17 protein-coding genes are annotated in these 19,933 nt (G+C 69.1%); 8 read left to right on the top strand and 9 right to left on the bottom strand.

Annotated elements, in window-relative coordinates; genetic code table 11:
* Positions 1–53: 53 nt before the first annotated feature.
* Together LQ771_RS10310 and LQ771_RS10305 are read right to left on the bottom strand one after the other, a co-directional pair.
* Positions 54–1,961 (bottom strand): pyrroloquinoline quinone-dependent dehydrogenase, encoded by a 1,908-nt coding sequence (locus tag LQ771_RS10310; RefSeq protein WP_231349319.1) that lies wholly within the window; start codon positions 1,959–1,961, stop codon positions 54–56.
* Positions 1,958–2,332 carry a hypothetical protein gene (locus LQ771_RS10305; protein WP_231349318.1) on the bottom strand — a complete coding sequence of 125 codons (375 nt, stop codon included), beginning with the start codon at positions 2,330–2,332 and terminating at the stop codon, positions 1,958–1,960. The genes LQ771_RS10310 and LQ771_RS10305 overlap by 4 nt, the downstream gene beginning before the upstream one ends.
* 512 nt (positions 2,333–2,844) lie before the next feature.
* Here LQ771_RS10305 and LQ771_RS10300 point away from each other — a divergent pair.
* Positions 2,845–3,720, top strand: coding sequence for a pyridoxamine 5'-phosphate oxidase family protein (locus tag LQ771_RS10300; protein ID WP_231349317.1), 876 nt, complete (start codon positions 2,845–2,847; stop codon positions 3,718–3,720).
* 85 nt (positions 3,721–3,805) lie between these two features.
* On the opposite strand, the gene LQ771_RS10295 is transcribed toward LQ771_RS10300, so the two are convergent.
* From LQ771_RS10295 to LQ771_RS10285, 3 genes are all read right to left on the bottom strand, one after another.
* Positions 3,806–4,618, bottom strand: coding sequence for a class I SAM-dependent methyltransferase (locus LQ771_RS10295; RefSeq protein ID WP_231349316.1), 813 nt, complete (start codon positions 4,616–4,618; stop codon positions 3,806–3,808).
* Positions 4,619–4,891: 273 nt separating this feature from the next.
* Positions 4,892–6,343: an asparagine synthase-related protein gene (locus LQ771_RS10290; RefSeq protein ID WP_231349315.1), complete on the bottom strand. Its 1,452-nt coding sequence runs from the start codon at positions 6,341–6,343 to the stop codon at positions 4,892–4,894.
* Between the two features lie 341 nt (positions 6,344–6,684).
* Entirely contained in the window at positions 6,685–7,278 is a 594-nt protein-coding gene (locus tag LQ771_RS10285) for an SOUL family heme-binding protein (RefSeq protein ID WP_231349314.1), read from the bottom strand.
* A gap of 421 nt (positions 7,279–7,699) precedes the next feature.
* Here LQ771_RS10285 and LQ771_RS10280 point away from each other — a divergent pair, with 421 nt between their 5' ends.
* Entirely contained in the window at positions 7,700–8,809 is a 1,110-nt protein-coding gene (locus tag LQ771_RS10280; protein ID WP_231349313.1) for a catalase family peroxidase, read from the top strand.
* Positions 8,806–9,405: a cytochrome b gene (locus tag LQ771_RS10275; protein ID WP_231349312.1), complete on the top strand. Its 600-nt coding sequence runs from the start codon at positions 8,806–8,808 to the stop codon at positions 9,403–9,405. Before LQ771_RS10280 ends, LQ771_RS10275 begins: the two co-directional genes overlap by 4 nt.
* Positions 9,406–9,578: 173 nt before the next feature.
* Here the strand turns inward: LQ771_RS10275 and LQ771_RS10270 are convergent, their stop codons facing one another.
* Positions 9,579–10,328: a hypothetical protein gene (locus tag LQ771_RS10270; protein ID WP_231349311.1), complete on the bottom strand. Its 750-nt coding sequence runs from the start codon at positions 10,326–10,328 to the stop codon at positions 9,579–9,581.
* Positions 10,329–10,607: 279 nt separating this feature from the next.
* Between LQ771_RS10270 and LQ771_RS10265 the strand changes: the two genes are divergently transcribed.
* Together LQ771_RS10265 and LQ771_RS10260 are read left to right on the top strand one after the other, a co-directional pair.
* Positions 10,608–11,414: a helix-turn-helix transcriptional regulator gene (locus tag LQ771_RS10265; RefSeq protein WP_231349310.1), complete on the top strand. Its 807-nt coding sequence runs from the start codon at positions 10,608–10,610 to the stop codon at positions 11,412–11,414.
* Positions 11,415–11,489: 75 nt separating this feature from the next.
* Complete coding sequence (locus tag LQ771_RS10260; RefSeq protein WP_231349309.1) at positions 11,490–13,361, top strand: aspartyl protease family protein; 1,872 nt, start codon at positions 11,490–11,492, stop codon at positions 13,359–13,361.
* A gap of 394 nt (positions 13,362–13,755) precedes the next feature.
* Here the strand turns inward: LQ771_RS10260 and LQ771_RS10255 are convergent, their stop codons facing one another.
* Complete coding sequence (locus LQ771_RS10255; protein ID WP_231349308.1) at positions 13,756–14,520, bottom strand: alpha/beta hydrolase; 765 nt, start codon at positions 14,518–14,520, stop codon at positions 13,756–13,758.
* Positions 14,521–14,725: 205 nt separating this feature from the next.
* Between LQ771_RS10255 and LQ771_RS10250 the strand changes: the two genes are divergently transcribed.
* A complete protein-coding gene (locus LQ771_RS10250) occupies positions 14,726–16,090 on the top strand; it encodes a cytochrome C (RefSeq protein WP_231349307.1) in 1,365 nt (454 codons plus the stop codon).
* Between the two features lie 130 nt (positions 16,091–16,220).
* Positions 16,221–16,367 (top strand): hypothetical protein, encoded by a 147-nt coding sequence (locus LQ771_RS10245; RefSeq protein WP_231349306.1) that lies wholly within the window; start codon positions 16,221–16,223, stop codon positions 16,365–16,367.
* Here LQ771_RS10245 and LQ771_RS10240 read toward each other — a convergent pair.
* Entirely contained in the window at positions 16,360–18,039 is a 1,680-nt protein-coding gene (locus tag LQ771_RS10240; protein ID WP_231349305.1) for a TPR end-of-group domain-containing protein, read from the bottom strand. The genes LQ771_RS10245 and LQ771_RS10240 overlap by 8 nt on opposite strands.
* A 302-nt stretch (positions 18,040–18,341) precedes the next feature.
* Between LQ771_RS10240 and LQ771_RS10235 the strand changes: the two genes are divergently transcribed.
* Complete coding sequence (locus LQ771_RS10235) at positions 18,342–18,851, top strand: hypothetical protein (protein ID WP_231349304.1); 510 nt, start codon at positions 18,342–18,344, stop codon at positions 18,849–18,851.
* Positions 18,852–19,283: 432 nt separating this feature from the next.
* Here LQ771_RS10235 and LQ771_RS10230 read toward each other — a convergent pair whose 3' ends face one another.
* Complete coding sequence (locus LQ771_RS10230) at positions 19,284–19,631, bottom strand: BON domain-containing protein (RefSeq protein ID WP_231349303.1); 348 nt, start codon at positions 19,629–19,631, stop codon at positions 19,284–19,286.
* Positions 19,632–19,933: the final 302 nt, after the last annotated feature.

The raw sequence follows: 19,933 nt of genomic DNA, 5'->3' as shown, positions 1-19,933 counted from the left end.
CTAAGCCGTCCAGGCTGGCCGGCAAGAGGGGGCAGGAATAATTTCTGGATGGCTCAAGGCAGCGAAAAGGCGATGACCTGGTCGCTCACCTTGGGCAGCAGCAGGTGGTTGCCGCCGGCGACGAACACCACGTATTGCTTGCCCTTGTACATGTAGGTGGCGGGCGTCGCCACCGCGGGCGCATCGACTCGCCCGCGCCACAGCACCTTGCCGGTGCGCTCGTCGATGGCGCGCACGCGCGAGTCCATCGAGGCGCCGATGAAGATCAGGCCGGTGCGGGTGATGATGGGCGCGCCGATGGTGATCGAGCCCCAGGAATCGGGCATGTAGAAGCCCCATTTCTGGACCTCGCCGAAGGGCTGCTTCCAGAGGATGCGCCCGGTCGTGAGGTCGACCGCGGTCAGCGAGCCGTAGGGCGGCTTCCAGCACGGCATGCCCAGCCAGTTGGTGAAGTTCTTCACCTCCACGCCATAGGGGCTGCCCTTCATAGGGTGCCAGCTTTTCGGCGTCTTGTCGCGTGTTTCCCGTTCGTATTCGGCGCGCGGGATCAGGCGGTAGATCTGCGCGGTGTAGGAGTTGTTGACCACGTAGGTCTGGCTGACCGGATCGACCGCGCCGCCGCCCCACTCGACGCCGCCGGGTGTGGCCGGATAGACGAGCGTTCCCTGCACGCTGGGCGGCGTGTAGCGGCCTTCGTAGCGCAGCTCGTGCGCCTTGCGGCTGCACCAGCCGAAACTGGCGATGTCGGCGATGGTCGAGACGCCGGGCCAGCGATCGGGGACCAGCGGCACCGGCCGCTGCACCTCGGGCTGGGTGGGCGAGGTCTGCTCGCCCTGCGCATGCGACTGGGGCACCGGCACTTCGCGCTCGGGGTAGATGGGTTCGCCGGTAAGCCGGTTGAGGATGAACAGGTAGCCCATCTTGGTCGACTGGACCAGCGCCGGGATGGTTTTGCCATCCTTGTGGATGTCCACCAGGCTCGGTGCGGAGTTGGTGTCGTAGTCCCACACGTCGTGGTGGACGAGCTGGTGCGTCCAGATCGTCTTGCCGGTCTGCGCATCGATGGCCGTCACCGAGGTGCCGTGCGGGATCGGTTCCTTGCGGTTGCCGCCGTAGAAATTCGGACTGGGCGAGCTCACCGGCAGGTACACGATGCCGCGCTCGGGGTCGACCGACATGCTGGCCCACACGTCGGCCGTGCCTGAGGTGGCCCGCGCCTTGGGCGGCAGGGGATTGAAGGTCCACTTGAGCGCGCCGGTGCGCGCGTCCAGCCCGAAGACCAGCCCGACCGGCGCCTTCTTCAGCGCCCAGTCCTTGCCGGCCCAGCCCAGCACCAGCGTGTCTTTGTAGACGGTGGGCGGCTGCAACAGCGAGAACGGCCACTTGTCGTGCACGTCGTTCCACTGGTTGACGTCGAGCACGCCGGCCTTGCCGAAATCGCTGCACAGCTTGCCGGTATCGGCGTCCACCGCGATCAGCCTGGCGTCCATCGTGCCGATGTACACGCGCTTCTGGCACGGCTGGCCCGGTTGCGGGTCCGCCGCCTGCCAGTAGGCGACGCCGCGCGACTTCATGCCCGGTTGCGTGAGCGCCTTGAGTTTGGCGTGCGGGTCGAAGACCCACTTCACGCGGCCGGTATCGGGCGTGATCGCGAAGATCCGATAGAACGGCGTGCCGACGTAGACGGTGTCGTTGGCGAAGATCGGCGTCGCCTCGAAGTAGGTGACCGGGACGTCGCCGCTACCGTCGGAGACATCGCCGGTGTGCACTTCCCAGGCCTTGCGCAGGCGCCCCACGTTCTCGGGCGTGATCTGGCCGGCGGTCGAGTATTTCTGCGCCATCAGATTGCCGTTGAAGGTCGCCCAATCGGTCCCTGGCCGTTCGCCGGGGGCGTTCTGCGCCGACGCCGAGGCGATGCCGATCGCGGTCAGCAGCGCCGCGGTAGCGAGCGGGCGCATCATGCCGCGTACTCCCGACGCACGCGCGCCTTGCGCAGGACCAGCCAGGCCATCCAGCCGATCGCGGCCAGCACGGTGAACGCCAGCATCGGGTAAGCCTCCAGAAACCAGGTGGCGACGAGGATGCCCGGCAGGTCGATGGCGATGACGACATGGGCGGTCACGGCGACCCCATGCGCCAGGTCGACCAGGCAGACCAGCAAGGCCGCGGCGAGCAGCACGCCGCTGGCGCAGAGCACGATCAGCGCGCCGAGCGTGTGGTTGATGCCCCACGCGGCGAAGTAGTCGTAGAAGCCCAGCAGCAGCGCGATGGCGCTGGCGCCGATGAACAGCCAGGCGGCCCATCCGATGCGGTGTTGTGTCCTTTCGGCCAAACCCTTCTCCTGCTTGCGGTGTCCGCCGGACCGGCGACATGACGTCGGTCCGCCGGGCTGTTCGGGCAAGCCGTGCCGGGGCCGATCGGGTCCAAACTACCTGGGCGAGGATCAAGCAGGCGTCACAGCCGTCGGGCGGAAACTCCGGGTCAGAGTGCGCTTTCCTGATGGGCTGGCGCTGTTTCCGGCCAAAAAAAAGGGGCCGGAGGGATTAAGCCGTCGGGGATGGGCCAGACCTGGGCGCCCAACATCGGCAAGCCGACGATCGGCGTTGGCCGGAACCTCACCCAACGACGATGCCGCGCAAGTGCGGGCGCAAGGAATGCGGCAAGGTGATGATGGACGTCGCTCCGTCGTTCCGCTCGCCGGGCGTCACGCGCTGGTGCGCCGTTTGGACGGCCGTGGATGGTGAACACGATGGCCGCGGGCGTCGATCGGCCCGGAATTGACCAGCATCAATATCGCGGCGTTGGCGCGTGCGAAGGATGGGTCATCCGACAGGAGGGCTGACGATGGACGAAGCGATCCGGCGCAGGATCCTCGACCTGCTCGACGCGCACCGCATCATGACGGTCGCCACGCTGCGCCCCGATGGCTGGCCGCAGGCCACCACCGTGGGCTACGTCAACGAAGGCCTGGTGCTGTACTTCCTGTGCGGGCTGGACAGCCAGAAGGCCCGCAACCTCGCGCGCGATGACCGGGTGTCGCTGACCATCGACCACGACACGCCGGACATCATGGCGATCACCGGCCTGTCCATGGCCGCGCGCGCGAGGCCGGTGCTCGATCCCGGCGAGGCCGAGCGCGTCCTGCGCCTGCTGCCCACCAGGTATCCCCAGCCGGCAACGCCGCTGCCCGTCCCGATGCCCACCGCCGACCAGGTGCGCATCTTCCGCGTCGAGCCGACGGTGATCTCGGTGCTCGACTACACGCAGGGCTTCGGCCACACGGACCTGGTGACGTGCCGCGCGGACGACCACCCGCTATCCACCGAGGAAGACGACATGCGCGCCCCAGACGATTCGATCCGCGACTTGGCCAGGCACAACCGCGACTTCCGCCGCGAGGTGGCGACCGGACCCCATTCCCAGATCGTGCTCATGTGCCTGCGACCGGGCGAAGCGATCGGCGAGGAAGTGCACGAGGACAACGACCAGATCTTCCTCGTAGCCAAGGGCGAAGGCGAAGCGGTCGTGGCGGGCGCGCGCCGGCCACTGGGCAAGGGCGAGCTGCTGCTGGTGCCGGCCGGGACACGCCACGACATCCGCAATACCGGCGACAGGCGCCTGCGGCTGGTGACGGTCTACGCGCCGCCACACCACGCGCCCGGCACCGTGCACCGGACTCGCGAGGACGCGATGCATGCCGAGGGCGCGCAGCAGGCCTGAAAACCCGGGCCACGGGGAAAAAGGGACGGAGGCAACCGGTCGGTTGATTCCCTCCGTCCTTTTTTCGGAGCCCGGTGCCGCCCGCTCAAGGTTTGACCAGCCGCAATGTCATCCGGTCCGATTCGCCGATGGCCTGCATCTTCGCGTGCTCACTGTCCGGCCCGGCGAGATTGGGCGGCAGGCGGTGCACGTTGATGTCCTCCGGGTCCTTGGGGTTGGCGTTGATCCCGGAGACGCCGTCCAGGCGGAAGCCGGTCTTCAGGGCCAGTGCGATGAGGTAGTCCTCGGGGATCCGGTGCAGCTCGCGGGAGCTTTGCCGTGCATCGGCATAGGGCCTGGCGCGGTGCTCGACCACGCCGAACACGCCTCCGTGCTTGAGCACGGCGAACGCGGCCTTGAAGACCGCGGCGAGCGTGTCCGGTCCCTGGTTGAGCCAGTCATGGGTGTTGCGGAAGGTCAGGACCATGTCGGCGGAGCCATCCGGGCCCAGCCGGACTTGCCCGGGTGGGGCGAAGTCCACGACGGGGCCGACCTTTCCGTAGACGGCCGGCGTGGCCTTGAGCTTGGCGGCGAATGCGCTGGCGCCGGGGGAGGTTGCCTCGATGAGGCGTCCGTGCGCGGCCAGGTAAGGCGCGAGGATCTCGGTGTACCAGCCTTCGCCCGGGGCCAGTTCGACAACGGTCATCTCCGGCTTCAGGCCAAAGAACTGCAGGGTCTGCACCGGATGCCTGTAGACGTCCCTTGCCTTGTTGGCGTCGGAGCGCCAGCTGCCGGCGGCGGCCTGCTGCAGCGAGATGGCGGCGGGCGTGGCGGGTTCCGCAGCCACGGCAGTGGTGGACAAGATGGCCAGCACCACGCTGGCCAGCCAGGGGATCGATCGGCGGTTGTGCGGCATCATCGCTTGGGCCTCCGTGTTCGCATCGGGCGTGTTCGCATCGGGTCCGGAGCCTACTCCTTGGTGCGTTGCGACAAATGCAACGAAGGAATTCGCCTTCCCGGCGGCCCTGGCGCTTTGGGGCCGAACCCGATCCACGAGGGACGGGATGGGTCTCCGAGGAAAGCCTGGGAGTAAACGCCCCGCAGAGCCCGCATCGCGCGCTCTGCCGGACTGAGGTTCGAGCGGCAGAACCCGTGCGCTGAATCGTCCTCGCACGTTGGCGCCCGCGCGCCGTCAGGCCGCCGTGTCGGACCCATGATGGGCCAGCCACGGCAGGATGACGGCGAGCAGGTAGAACTTCGACGCGAAGTACTTGTTGTCCAGCCGCTTCCGATGGGATTCCAGCCACGCCTGCGCGCCCGGCATCAGGTCGGCGGATTCGCACGCGAACGCGTGCACCTGGTCGAACCGCTGCCGGGCAAGGCCGCGCAGATCGAAGCGGAAGCTGCCTTTTGCGCTCACATACGGCAGCTCGCCGAAATGCCGCGCGATGTGCCGGCGCACGATCACCTTGTTGGTGCCGTCCTTCCCCAGCCGCAGGGGCGGGGCCAGTTCGCACGCGACCCAGCGCCGCATCGCTTCATCGCAGTATGGAAAGGCCAACTGCAGCCCCTCCGCGGCGCTCACGTACAAACCCTTGGCCAGACACGCCTGCTCGATCAGGGTGATCGAAATCTCGTGCCATGTCTGCGGAGGTGGCCGTTTGCCGATGGATGGTGCATAGGCATCCCGACGCTGGCGCGAGCGCGTCGAGAGCGGCCGCCCGAGCAGGGCATCGACTTCCGCATCGGTGAAGCGGGAGCCGGGAAAGGCGCGCTCGAAGCGGTCCATCTGGATGGCCGCGAGCGCATAGCAGGCCGCGAAGCTGTTGCGGATGCCTGGCAGGTCGAACAGCGCCGGAGGCAGGCGCCAGCCTTGCGCCAGTGCCATGGCGATTCGTTTGGTGCCGTGAGCGGGCATGCCGAAATACGAGTCCGACCCGAGTCCGTCGATCATGCCGTCGCCGCCCCGATTGCTTACCTCCCAGGCGATGTCCGCATAGGACAGCATGGCGAAATCGGCGGTGAGCAACGGCATCCGCGGCACCATGGCAAGGTAGCGCTGGTAAGCGCGGGAGGGGTCGCACACCAGTGCTTCGTGGCGCAGCCCCAACCGGCGCGCTACTTGTCGGGCCGATGCGACCTCGTCCTCCTCGTGTCCGCCCCGATAGGTCAGGCATGTGGTGTCCGGCCGCACCTCCGCCAGGGCGATGGCGAGCGAGGTGGAATCCTTGCCGCCGCTCTGCAGCAGCCAGGGCGCGCCCATCGACCGCGTCGTCCGCGCGGCGGATTCGCACAACAGTGCATGGTAGCGATCGACCGCGGCGTCCTCGTTGGCGCCCGTCGCCGAGGGCCGCGCCGGCCACAGCGCAGGAAAGTCGCAACAAAGGGCAGGAGGCGCTCGGCCTGCCTCGGAGGCGGTGGCTGGCGCAAAGCTGACGCCAGCCACCGACACGTCGCGATAGATCGTATGCGGGGGATACACGCACCCGTTGCGCAGCAGGTCCGCAATCGACACGACATCCAGACCCCGGTCTTGCCCGGCCCCGTCAAGGACCGAGAGATCAGGAGCTCCCCGATAGGGAGAGACATCGAAGCAAAGGTGCGCAGGGGGTCTGGAGGATGTGCGGGCGGTCAGGATCGGCATGAACCTGCATTGGGCCCGGGCCGCTGTGAACAAGCCGGGAATCTCCGCACCAGCTGACCGGATGGCAACCAACTGCGCCAGCGCTCCGCTCCTTTCCGATGCGGCCGAGGTCAGTCACGTGCGGGGTCAGGGCCTCTGCCTGACAGCGGGGGGAGCGCCGGGAGACGGGCTTGGTTGAGGCGCGGCACGCCGGGTGTCCTGGGAGATAAAGCCCCGTGCCAGAGTGCACCTTCTGCCCGGGACCTGACCACTACACCGCGCGCGGGCTCCGAAGGAGCAAGCGGCCAAGTGGAAGCCACGCATCTTGAATGCTCATGCCCTTGGCCCTGGAGGCGGGTGACCTAGCGTTCGATCTCGACCATGACTTCGTTCCGACGCATGAACCACAAAGTCCATGGCGGGTTGTACTGGGCCAATGTGACCCGGCCGGTGGCGTGCAGGTCATGCGACTTCACCCATGCCAGCAGTTCGTCGGATCTGGTGCGGACATCGTCGGGCCTGGCCAGGCCCGAAAACCGCAGGACGGCAAAACGCGCAGGTTCGGTGCGGCGCAACGTCACCCTGGAGTCGTCGGGTACCGGAAGGGTTTCCAGTGACCAGGCGCGCGGCATGGTGAAGCGGACCACCCACGTGCCGGCAGCACTTTGGGTCTGCGCGACCGGTGCGGTCATCGCGATCTTCTCGCCGACGGCTTCCTGCGCGACGGGAGCCGTCATGGCGATGCCCTGGCGCGTCCTGTTGGCGCCGAAGATGTAGCCGGCGAGCAGGCGGAAGCCCTTGTTGGCGGCCTCTTTCTGATCGCCGTCCACGGTGACCTCGGCCACCACGAGCGCGGGGTAGTCACGCACTTCGAAGTCACCGTCGCGACGGACTTCCTTGTACGGAGGCGTTTCAACGGCCATCGCTGCGCTTCCGAGTGCGGTGACCAACAGCACGCCAGCCAGCATCCTTCGTCTCATGGCTATCCAGCGCTCCGGGCTGCTTCATGGGTGATCCGGCCATACCCCGGGCATGCTCTGGCGCCCGGCCACGCGATCCGGACCTGGCGCGCAGTCGCCGGGAACGGGCAACCCGCGGCCGCGTCGCGCCCTTCCCGGACCGGTGGCTCATGGCTTGTCCTCTGCGTCCGGCGAGGTGGTCGTCAACCCCATGCTGGTCCTGCGGCGTGCGGTGGTGTTGAGGCAGGTCAAGAGGAACGGCCAATGGCAGCGGGCAAATGCGGCGATCTCAACCGGGCCCGTTTCGATTTCGCCCGGCGCGATGCACTTCGCTCGCCGGTAAGTCGGCAGGTGGTAACCGCCGCCCACCCGCCGGCGAAGAAGGGAGACAGACTCCGCTCCGCTTGCTGGATGACCCATGGCTGATACCGACCCCGTCCCTTCGACCGCATCCGCCCGACGCACCGTGGCGGCACTGCCGGGCATCGTGCTGATCGTTGCCGCCCTGGCGCTGGCGTTCGCGTGGGGCGCCGGCTGGCTGACACCCCGCCGGCTCACGCCGCAGCGTTTCACCAACGCCATCGAGGCGTCCAATGGCCAGGTCTGGCGCGGGTTTCGCCGCGCGCATGCCAAGGGTGTATGCGTGGCGGGCTACTTCGAGGGCAACGGACAGGGCATGGCGCTGTCGGATGCGCGCGTGTTCGCACCGGTGCGCACGCCCTTTGTCGGCAGGCTGTCGATCGGTGGCGGTTCGCCCTACGGACTGGACGCGCAGGCGCGTGTGCGCAGCATGGCGCTGCAGCTGGACAGCGATGATGGCCAGCAGTGGCGCATGGCAATGAACAGCTTCCCGTTCTTCGGCGTCGCCTCGGTCGAGGCGTTCTACGAGCAGACCCGTGCCAACACGCCCGACCCCGCCACCGGCAAGCCCGACCCGGCGCGACGGGCGGCCTTCGCCAGGGCGCATCCGGAGTTCGCGCGCTTCGCCGACTGGGCCGCGCACGCGCCGTGGCCGACCAGTTGGGCCAACACCACGTTCAACGGGGTCAATACCTTCCGCTTCATCGACCGGGCCGGCAACGCGAGCCAGGTGCGCTGGTCGATGCAGCCGCAAACCGCCTTCGCGGCCATGACGCCCGAGCAACGGACCGGCGCCGATGCCGACTATCTCGCCCGGGACCTGGCCGCGCGGCTGGCCGGCGGCGATCTGCGCTGGGACATGGTCGTGACCGTGGCGAAGCCTGGCGACACGGTGAATCCCTCGCAACCCTGGCCGGAGGATCGCCGCCACGTCGTGGTGGGCACGGTGGTGGTGGAAAGCACCACGCCGCAGGCCACCGGCGCGTGCCGCGACATCAACTACGATCCGCTGATCCTGCCCAGCGGCGTGGAGGGTTCCGACGACCCGATCCTCGCCGCGCGTTCGGCCGTCTATTCGGTGTCGTTCAATCGCCGCGAACACGACATCGCCCAAGGCAAGGCTGCAGTCGCCACCGGGCACCAGGCATCGCCGGAGCAAGAGCGATGAAGCGCGCTCGTCCCGGAGTCCGTTTCAACCCGGTGGCGCGCGTGCTGCACTGGTCGATGGCGCTGGCGATCCTGGTGATGCTCTTCGTCGGCGTCGGCATGGTCAGTTCGCTGAGCCTGCGTCCGGCGCTGGTAGAGCTGCACCGCCCGCTGGGCATTGCGATCCTGTTGCTGGCGCTGTTGCGCCTGGCCAACCGCCTGCGCCATCCCCCGCCGGCGTTGCCCGCGGACCTGCCGCGGATCCAGAAAGCGGCGGCCCACGCCTCCCACTGGCTGCTGTATGCGCTGATGCTCGCCATGCCGCTGGTCGGCTGGGCCATGGTGTCGGCGGGCGGCTACCCGGTGGCGATGTTCCGCGGGTTCGACCTGCCCGCGATCGCCCCGCACGACGCGACCCTCTACGCTGTCCTGCGCACGGCCCATGGCTGGCTGGCGCGGCTTCTGTTCGCCACGGTGCTGGCGCACATCGCCGCGGCGCTGTACCACGCGTGGGTGCGTCGTGACGGCGTGTTCCGCAGCATGGCCGGCGCGGCAATCCCGCTGCCGCGGGTCGCCGCCCCCACGGCGGAGCCAACGGAGACGAACCCGTCGCCATGACATGCGCCGGCGGCCATGCGGTCGCGTCACGGCACCATCGCCACCTGGCAGATCTGTCGGCGGGCCGCCCAGGACCGGGTCGGCGCGAGCTCAATTCGCGCGTCCCGTTTGATCTTTGGTGTCAAAGAGGGCGCCTCAACCGGCGCCCGTGAGAAACAAACCCGGAGCTGCCGCTACATCGAAGGCATCGCCGCAGGTGTTCCGTCAGACCAGGTGCTGACGCCTACCAGAAGCACCGACAGCGGCGGGAAGGCGGACGCCTCGGCCTGATGGTCCGGGGAGTAGAACCAGTAGTTGCCGCCGAACAGCGGCGAGCCGGTGGCGTTGGCGCCCCAGTCGGCGCCGTCCTTGAAGGGAACGTAGAACATGACATGGGCCAGGTTGTGGCCACCATCGTCGGACAGGTAAGAGGACTTCGACATCATGTAGCACATGGAGCCCGATGCCAGCGGCGGGATCTTCCCGGTACGCAGGGCGGCCTTGATGCGCTCGGCGACCTCCGCATCGGCGTGGCCGGTGAGGGTCATCGCCGTGCGCAGCTTGGCGATCTCGGTGATGGTGCGCGCGGCCTGCGGGTTGTCGCATCCGGCCGCGCGGACCTTGGGGTTCCAGCGCTCGGGCCAGTCGGTCGCGCCGCTGAAACTCCGTGCTACCCAGCAGACGAACCCGTTGGTGCCGGTGACCGCGGTCTCATAGCCGGTACGGGTCAGGACCAGCACGGTCGCATCCCTGGAAATGGACCGCGGCGCCGCGCTCCTTGCCAGGGCGATCTCCTGGCCGCGATCCATGAGGTAAGCATCGACAGGGGCCATGCGGGCATAGGGCTTGGCCGGGGCCGCGACCGCGCCGCTGCCGGCAAACAGGGCCAGCGGGGCCCAGGCGATCAGCCCGGCGGCAACCCGGGCGATGCACGTGATCCTCATGGTGCTCCTCGCGGCGCGCAGAAAGCCGCCCTCATCGGGCGAAACGGACGTCTTCAGCCCAGTCTCTCTCATCGTGCTCTCTCCGGTAGAAGTGGGCCCATGGGGCCGTTGCGCTCTCATGGAAACGACGATGGAGAGTTCCGGAGATCGACATCCGGCCGAAATCTATTCCGGGTTGCATGGCTATGCACCGAAGATCGGGCGTCGCCCGCGGAAGACCACAAAAAAGCGGAACCTGCCCGACCCGCCTGCAAGCTGTAGCAGCCGTACACTACCGCCATGCACCGCCTGGGACGCGCCAATTTCGGTTCGCCGCTGCACCGCCGCTCCATCGGTGGGTTGCTGGTGACGGCGACCCGGTACGGCGGCGAGTATGCCTTGCCGCTGCACGAGCATGACGAGGCCTACCTGTGCCTGGTCGCTGGCGGAGGTTACCGACAGCAGGCCGGTGGCGAGGAGGTGGACTGCACGACGGGCCTGCTGCTGGTGCATCCGCAGGGCCACCGCCACGCCAACCGCTTCGCCGCGGGCGGGGCGCGCTGCCTCAGCGTGTTCCTGGCGCCCGAGCTGACCGACGAGCTGCCGATCCGTCGCTTGCTTCACGACTACCGGCTGCTGCACTTGCCGCAGGCGCCCCGGTTCGTCGCGCGGATCGGGCGCGAACTGGCTGCCGCCGACGAGGCGGCTGGACTGGCCCTGCAGTCAGCGGTGCTCGAACTGGTCGCACTGGCGTGTCGGCGCGGAGGCGAGGAGCGTCACCCGGCGTGGCTCGCCAGGGTGCTCGAGCGCCTGCATGACGACCCGCTGGCGGATCTGTCGCTGGGCGAGCTGGCGCAACTGGCCGGCGTGCATCCGTCGCACCTGGCGCGCAGCTTCCAGCGCGCCCAGGGCATGTCGGTGGGCGATTACCGCCGGATGCTGCGCATCCGCCAGGCCTGCCGCGCGCTGCAGCAAGGCAGGCGCTCGATCGCCGAGGTGGCGGCCGAGGCCGGCTTTGCCGACCAGAGCCATTTCGCGCGCGTGTTCAAGAAGGTGATCGGCGCGACGCCGCGTGACTTTCGGCGCAGCGCGCAAGGTGCGTCCTGAAAGGCCACTCGCGTCCTAGTCGCTACCCAACGGCGCGGGGCAGCATGGGCACGCGTCCCCTCCCGGATACCGCTCATGCGTCCGTTCCTCCGTCTTCCCCGCATCCTTCTCGCCGCCTGGCTGCTGCTGCCCGCGCTCGCCGGGGCGGCCGAAACCGACACGCTGTTGCGCCAGTTGCGCGAGGCCCACGGCACAGCGGCCTGGGCCCGGCACAGCGCACTGACTGCCGAGGGTCGCCTGCGGGCCGAGGGCCTGGCGGGGCCATGGCAGCTGGCGGTCGATCTGCGCAGCGGCCACTTTGCCGAGCAGGCGCGTAATCCGGTGTTCACCGTGGCCGACGGCCAGGACGCGCGCGGTCGCTGGCACCAGGACTTCAGCGGCATGGTGCATCCGTACGACTCACCCGAGGCGCTCGTGGTCGCCGCGAGCGAGAACTGGCTGCGCCGATTCGGCTTCCTCGATCCGCAGGACGGCGCGCGCTACCGCGCGCTCGACGACGCCAGGGAGGGCGGCCACCGATTCCAACGGCTTGAAGCGATACCGTACGGCGGCCGCGCGATCACCCTGTGGATCGACCCGGGCACGCACCGGCTCGACCATGCCACCTGGCAGACCTCCTTCCTGCACGCCAGCCGCAGCTACACCGATTACCGGTCGGTCGAGGGCGTCTGGCTGCCGTTCGGCATCCGCGACCGCACGATCACGGCCGGCGGCGGCCTGGATGTCGACGCGGTCGTGACCGTGCAGCGCTACCGCTGGCCCGACCACCTGCCTGCCGCGCGCCTGGACCGGCCCGGCCGGCCGGTGCACGACGTGACGATGGCGGGCGGAGCCCGGCGGGCGACCGCCCCGATGCATGTGGAGGGTGGCATCCTGCTCGTCGACGTGAGCATCGACGGACACGGCCCGCTGCCCTTCATTCTCGACACCGGCGGCCACGCGATCCTCACCGCCGACACCGCGCGCAGGCTCGGCTTCGCGACCCAGGGACGGGGCAGCAGCACCGGCTCCGGTCCGGGCGCGATGAGTACGGCCTACACCAAGGTGGCGCACCTGGGCATCGGCGAGGCCGACATTCGCGATCTCGCCTTCCTGGTGATGCCCTATCCGTACGGGATGTGCGAGCGTGGCGAGGGCCGCGAGCCGATCGCCGGCATCCTCGGGCTGGAGATCTTCGAGCGCTTCGCGGTCACCTTCGACTACGACCGGCAGCGGCTGGTGCTCGATCCCTACGACCATGGCGAGCCACCCGCGCCCGTGGCAGGGGACGTGCTGCCGATCACGTTCACGTTCGACATGCCGCTGGTGGACGGGCGTCTGGACGGCCATGCCGGCGTGTTCGGCATCGATACGGGCAATGCCGGGCTGACGCTGCTGTTCCCGCAGTGGGCCGGGCGCAACGGTGTCGCCGATCGTTACGCGCACGGCGTGCCGATGCCGACCGGGGGCGTCGGCGGGCGCTACACCGCCCACTTCGCGCACACGCGAAGCTTCGCGCTGGGCCAGGCACGGGTCGGCGACGCGCTCGCCATGCTTACGCAGGCGGATGCGGGGGCCACCGGCAACCCGAGCGAAGCGGGCAACATCGGCCAGGACGTGCTCTCGCGCTACAACGTGCACTTCGATTACCGCCGCGGCGAGATGGTGCTGCTGCCGCGCGCGAAGCCGCGCGAGCCGTCGTACGCGACGGCGGGCTTCATGGCAGGCAAGTCTCCCGATTCGCCGGATCGCTATCGTGTGGGCTGGGTCTTGCCCCACGGCCCCGCGGCCAAGGCAGGCCTGCGCAAGGGCGACGCCATCATGGCCATCGATGGCAGGCCGTCCAGGGCGATCGGGTTCGGCGAGCTGCGCGACCTGAGCCAGTGGCGGCGGGAAGGCAGCGTGCTGAAGCTGACGCTGGGCAATCGTCGCCGTATCGAGGTGCGCCTGGTCGACGTCGCACGCTGAGCGGTCCGTGCACGGGCAGCCAGGAAGCATGACCGGCATCGCATGCACGATTCCCGCACCAGGGGTGGAACAGCGAAAAGAGCGGGCCGCCCGGGGCCACTCCCGAGGGCTGACTCCCGCTCCGCCAAACGGAGCCATGTTCACTTGCCGCGGGCTGGTCGATCGCTGGCGGCGTGAGGCGTGCGCTTACCGCGGATCAGCTGGGCGCGGTGGTGGGCGCGACCGCACCCGCCCTCCAGGACGTCGGCCCAGGCAACTCGTTTCGCCGCCCCGGTCGCACCCGGGTCTGCCAGCGAGGCTCACTTGGAGGTGGAGCTGACCCGATCGAGGTTTAGCCCATGGGAGTGCGCGAGTGCGGTTCCTGGCTCACCCGCATGTGGTCGTGGCTCTCGCTCTACCGCGCCTTCGCCGGCAGTGCCCGGCGCAGGAAGTCGCTGAAGCTGCGCAGGTTGGCGGCGTAGCCCCGCGGGTCGCGTGACTGCACCAGGGTCGAGGCGCCGTGCACGCCATGCGCCTGGCGGAAGTGCGTGATGTCGGCACCGTGGGCGTCGCGCAGTACCTCGCCCACCCTGTCCTCTTCCTCCGGCGGGGTGGTGATGTAGAACGGCACCGCGACTTTCGCGGCGGCGCGTTTGACCAGGTTCTTGTCGTCGTCGAAGTACTCGCCGGGCGAGAAGCTGGCCACGGCGGCGACGTCCCGAGGGTGCCTGGCCGCCAGCACGATGGCCAGCGACGAGGAGTAGGAGCTTCCCACCAGCGCGATGCGCGCGTAGTGGTGCGCCTTGGCCCAGGCGAGCGCGCCTTCCAGGTCCGGCAGCGCATCCAGGTAGCCGGTCGAACCGCCGCGCTTGTCCACGGTTTCGTTGCGGCCACCGAACAGGCCGTCGCCGGAGCGCTGGTCGATCGCCAGCGTGTCGTAGCCCATCTTCGTGAACACGGGGACCAGCGGATCGTATTCGTGCCGGCTGGCGCCGGCCTGGTGGAAGAGCAGCAGGATCGCGCCGGCGTGGCCGCCGGCCCGATTCAGCGTGCCGTATACCGTGCCGCCGTCGCTGGCCTTGAGTGTCACCGGCTCGCCGGCCCGGGCGGCCAGCGGCAGCATCACGATCGCCAGCAGGGTCAGGCAACGTCCGATCAGGCGCGGGGTCCGGGCAGGCATGGCGGTCGCTCCGTGTGGGGTGGGGCGATGGTAATGCTCCTGCGGGCTTCGCTCACCTGGCGTCCCACCGACGCTTCCGCCGGGGCCGCTGTCCAGGTCGAAAGGCGGAACCGGCCGCGCCAACCATAACGATCGTTGATTGAAATCAACCCCTGCCTCGCGCGGGTGCGCATGCTTTCAGCGCCGATGCGGAGGAGTGCGCGCCATGCGATGGAGTATCCCGATCCCCCGGCCGCGTCCCTGGCGCGGCGTTCGCCTGCTGTGGTGGGCCGGTCTATTGCTGCCCTGGCAAGTGCACGCGGTGCCGTCGTTCGCCCGGCAGACCGGACAACCCTGCGTGGCCTGCCACGTCGGCGCCTTCGGCCCGCAACTGACTGCCTTCGGTCGCCAGTTCAAGCTGCTCGGCTACACGTTGAAGACCAGCGACGCGCCGAGCTTGCCGCTGTCGGCGATGCTGGTCGAATCCTTCACCCATACGCGCAAGGCGCAGGGCGAGCGGCCGGCGGACCACTTCTCGCGCAACGACAACGTCGAGATGCAGCAGGCATCGGCGTTCCTCGCCGGACGCCTGTCCGAACACCTGGGGGTCTTCGCCCAGGCCACTTATTCGCAGAACGGCGGCGCGCTGGGCTGGGACAACATCGACCTGCGCTACGCCCGCATGTTTTCCGCCCGGCGGCGTGCCGGCATCTGGGGCATCTCGCTCAACAACAACCCCACCGTCAGCGACGTGTTCAATACCGCGCCGGCCTGGCAATACCCGTACATCGCGGCCGACCTGGCGCCCTCGTCTCCGGCGCAACCGGCGCTGTTCGGCGCACTCGGCGGGCAGGTGGTGGGCATCACCGGCTACGTGCAGCTCGGCGGCGCGCTGTATGCGGAAGCCGGCGGCTACCGCTCGCTCTCGCCGTCGTTCCTGCGCAAGGTGAATGCCGACTTCGACGGCCGGCTGGCGGGAATCACGCCGTATGCGCGGGTGGCCTACAGCTGGAACCTGGCGGCCGGCAGCGTCACGCTCGGCGCGTTCGGGCTGGACGTCCGGCGCGGACTCGTCGGCGAGGATGCCGCCGGGCATGCGGTGGCGTTGCCCGGGCCCGACGACCGCTTGCGCGACCTCGGCCTCGATGTCGCCTGGCAATGGACGCGCGGCGACCACCTGTTGACCGCCGGCGCGCTGTACGTGCACGAGCGCCAGCGGCTGGATGCGACCTTCGCGGCGGGCGATGCCGAGCACCTGCACGGCAGCCTGGACGCGCTGCATGTCAACGGAAGCTACTGGTACCGCAACCGCTGGGGCGCGACGCTGGCGGTGTTTGCCGACGACGGCAGTCGCGATGTGCTGCTGTATGCGCCCTCCGGCCGCCCGGACACCCGCGGCCAGACGCTGGAACTGGACTGGAACCCCTTCGGCCAGGCCGATTCGTGGCTGGCACCGTGGGCCAACCTGCGCCTGGGCGCGCAGTACACCCACTACAGCCGTTTCGCCGGCCGGGTGCGCAACATCGATGACGCCGGTCGCCGGGCGGGGGACAACGACACGCTGTTCCTCTACGCCTGGCTGGCGCTCTAGCAACGAAGGGAACGGCGGGCCTGCTGACCTTCCATCCGGTTGGCGACCGGCCGCAAGTGGCCCGGCCGACAGCCGCGAACGGCAGCGGGCAGGCCCCGGGTTGCGCGCCAGGCGCCCGCCGAGTCATCCGGTGGAGAAGCCGGATGCGTGGCGCGCCGAGGCCGCCGCGCGCGTGGCACAGGTCCTCGGCGTGACCGCGCCGCCGTCCAAGAACGACGACGCGCTGCCGACGCCGGCTCGTCAGCGCACCAAAGGCTTCGCCCCTCCTTTCAGTTGAGGCTGTCCAGCAGCGCCTGGAACCGTCGCTCGCCACGCAGCGACGCGAGGTCGCTGTCGTTCTCCATCCACGCCCGATCGCCCCAGCCGAGCGCCACCGCGCGCTCGAGCAGGTCGATCGCCCGCTCGTGTTCGCCCAGCACCGCGAAGGTGCACGCGGCGTTGTAGAACACCATCGGCTCGTCCTGGCTCGATCGCAGCGCCAGGTTGGCCCACTCGATCGCCTTGGCTTTCTCGCCCAGCGCGGCGAAGCTCGCGGCACCCATGTAGCGGGCGCGCGCGTCGTCGGGGTTCGTGCCGAGGGCGCGCTCGATCAGTTCGAGCGCGCGGTGGCGCGTCTTCGTCTCGTCGTCCTTGCGGCCCATCTCGCTGTACGCCTGGGCCAGGTAGACCAGCGGCAGGTAGTCGGTGGGGCTGACTTCGGCGGCGCGCAGGTACAGCCAGGCGGCTTTCTCGAAGTTGCCCATCGAGCTGCAGATCATGCCGTACATGAAGCAGCCTTCGAGCAGGTTCGGGTTGAGCATCATGGCCGTCTCGAACTGCCGCTCGGCCTCCTGGTAGCGCTGGCTGATGAACAGCGCCAGGCCGCGCGAGGCATGCGCTTCGGCCGAGTCCGGATCCATCTGCAGGGCCCGCTCGCTGGCCTCCATGGCGCGCGCGACGTGTTCGGGATTGCGGTCCAGGAAGCGGTGGCGCATGACGTACGCATCCGACAGGCCGGCCCAGGCCGCCGCGTATTTCGGATCGCGCGCGATGGCGCGCTCGTACATCTCGATGGCGCGCAGCGAGTCGCGGCGGTTCCAGGCATAGAAGAACCTGCGCCCGCGCAGGTAGTAGTCGTACGCCTGCACGTCGGCGGTGGCGACGTACTGGATCGCGCGGCGTTCCTTCGGTGACAGCGTCACCTTCAGCGCATCGACGATGCTCTGGGCGATGTCGTCCTGGATGGCGAACACGTCGCGAAGTTCGCGGTCGTAGGTCTCCGCCCAGAGGGTCGCGTCGGACGCCACATCGATCAGCTGCGCGGTGATGCGCACGCGGTTGCCCGCGCGGCGCACGCTGCCCTCGAGCACGGTGCCGACGTCCAGCTTGGCCGCGATCGTCTGCAGGTCGGCCTCCTTGCCCTTGAAGAAGAACGAGGAGGTGCGCGAGGAGACCTTGAGCTGGGGCAGCTTGCTCAGCAGGCTGAGGATTTCCTCGGCGATGCCGTCGCTGAAGTACTCGTTCTCCACCTCGCCGCTCATGTTGACGAACGGCAGCACGGCGATGCTGTGCCGGTCGCTGTCGGGCGGGCGGGGTGGGGCAGGCATGCCCGCCCTGGGGGCGGGATCGGCCGGGTCGGCCGCGACGCTGGCGATCAGGCGATAACCCAGCCCGTGCACGGTCTGGATGTAGCGGGGCTCGGCCGCCTCGTCGCCGAGCTTCTGCCGCAACTGCGAGATCACCCGGCTCAGCGTGGCCGGCGTGACGTACTTGTGCCCCCATACCCGTTCCAGCAGGTCGTCGTGCTTGATCAGTTCGCCCGGACGGGTCAGGAACTGCAGCAGCACGGCGTAGGCCTTGGGCTCCAGCTCGAGTTCGCGTCCGTCGCGCAGCACGCGGTGAGCCACCGGCTCGACGCGGATGTCGCCGAACGCGTAGTCCACCCGTGGGCTGTTCGATTCCGGGGCCACGGCGGGGCCTTATCACAACGTCGGATGAGGAGCGATGAAAACGGCGAACGAAGCGTGTCGTCGTCGGCGCGGACCGGAGTTTTCCGGCGAGGTCCGGTCTGCTCCGGCAGCGCCAGCAGCACCGACGGGTGGCCTGGTCCCATGTCGCGTTCGAGAGCATCCGGTCCGCCGCGCCGGCTTCGCGCAACGGAAGGGAAAACCCTCAATGGATCCACGCACATTCCACCGGAATCCCTCAAGCAAGAGGAGGCGCTCCCGTCCAGGATCATTCCGCGGACACTGGCGTCCGCATGGAGGTCCTCATGAACAAGCTCCTCATTGCCACGGCCACCGCACTCGGCCTGGCGAGCGTCGTCGGCGTCAGCATCGCCCAGGAACAGGCGCAGACCACCCAGCTGCAGAACGTGGTCGTTACCGCGTTTCCGGACTCCTACGAAACCTATGTCGCCGACCTGCACACGGGCTACAAGCTGCAGGCGCTTGTCGGCAATACACACAGGCACTACATGCAGGCACTGCGGAAGGCCGACCGGTCGGAAGCCTTGCGCTTGCAGGGCTTCACCCAGCAGCCGGTCGTCTCCGTGGCCATCGACAACTCCTCCGGCGCCGGGGTGGCGCGGCAGATCCAGCTGATCGACGCGAACCGCGAGACGGTCGCCATCGTGAACGTGTATTGCAAGCGGGCGGTGCCCTCGGGAGGCCCGCATTGCCAGTTGGCTCCCCGGACCCTGCGGGCCAGCGGCGCCTCCGGGCGCGTGGCGTCGATCGGGATGGAAACCCTGCAGCTCGCGCAGGTGCAACCGCGCCGCTAGGCGGGAATCCGCGCCTGGGTATTCCGCCTTTGACCCCGCTCCTGCGGAGCATCGCGGAGCGGGGTCGAGCGGCGTGTCGCCGCGGCATCGCGAAGCGCCGATCCTTCGGCGAGGCCGGTGTGTCGCGGCGAGGCTTCGCGCACGGAGCCGGGCATGCCATGGCTCCCGATCCACCCGGCCGACCACCAGGGAGATCATGATGTCTCCGGTGGCTGGCGCGACGATCGACGGCCGCACGCGGTCCGCCCGGACCTGCGTGCGCAAGCGCCGGTCCCCCACGCGGCGTGTGGTCCCTGCATCGCTTCCTTGAGTCCCGTGCGGATCAGCCACCCGTTCACCGGGCAGGCGGGCCCGCGTGGGCAACGGGCGGGGCGCAGGAGGGCCGCTCGTGGCCCCTCCCGCGCCCGCCGCCCACGCCCTGCCGGCGCGGCTTTACTGGCCGGTGATGCTCAGCCTGGAGGTGTCGACGTCCTTGACACCCTCGACGTTGCGTACCGTGGAGACGACCCGGTCGCGCTTCTCGGCCGAATCGACGCTACCGCTCAGGGTCACCACGCCGTTGTTGGTTTCAACGCTGATATCGGTGGAGTCGATGTCCTTCAGGGTGGCGATGTCGGTCTTGACCTTGGTCGTGATCCAGGTGTCCTGGGCCGGCTCGGTGGAACCGGCAACGCCCTGGTCGACGCTGGCGCAGCCCGCTGCCATGGTGGCGGTTCCCAGCGCCAATGCCAGGCCCAACATGGTGGAACGGGACATGCGAGAGATCGAATCGGCTTTCATGGAAGTCTCCTTGGCTGGGGTGCAGGCCCGGCAAACGGGCTCGACGCCAACTTGACAGGCCCGCAGTGAACTCGCCGGCAAGCGCGGGTCGAGCAGGCGTGTGCCTTGCGCTTTCGGGCGCCACGCCTGGCCAGCGGATTCCCGCACGATCGGGCGAGTCCGGGGCAGCCGGTCGTGCCATTGGCCGACCAGCCCTGGAACGCCCGGACCGCCAACCGGCACGTGCGGGTGGCGGGGGTTGCCCGGCGGCGGATCGGAACCGGCGAAGCAGGCCGCCGCTTCGCCGCCCGGACGCATGGGTC

It is taken from the genome of Frateuria soli (genome assembly GCF_021117385.1).
Classification (GTDB): Bacteria; Pseudomonadota; Gammaproteobacteria; order Xanthomonadales; family Rhodanobacteraceae; genus Frateuria_A; species Frateuria_A soli.
The sequence above is the reverse complement of the archived record's forward strand: the minus strand, read 5'-3'. Positions and strand labels throughout refer to the sequence as shown.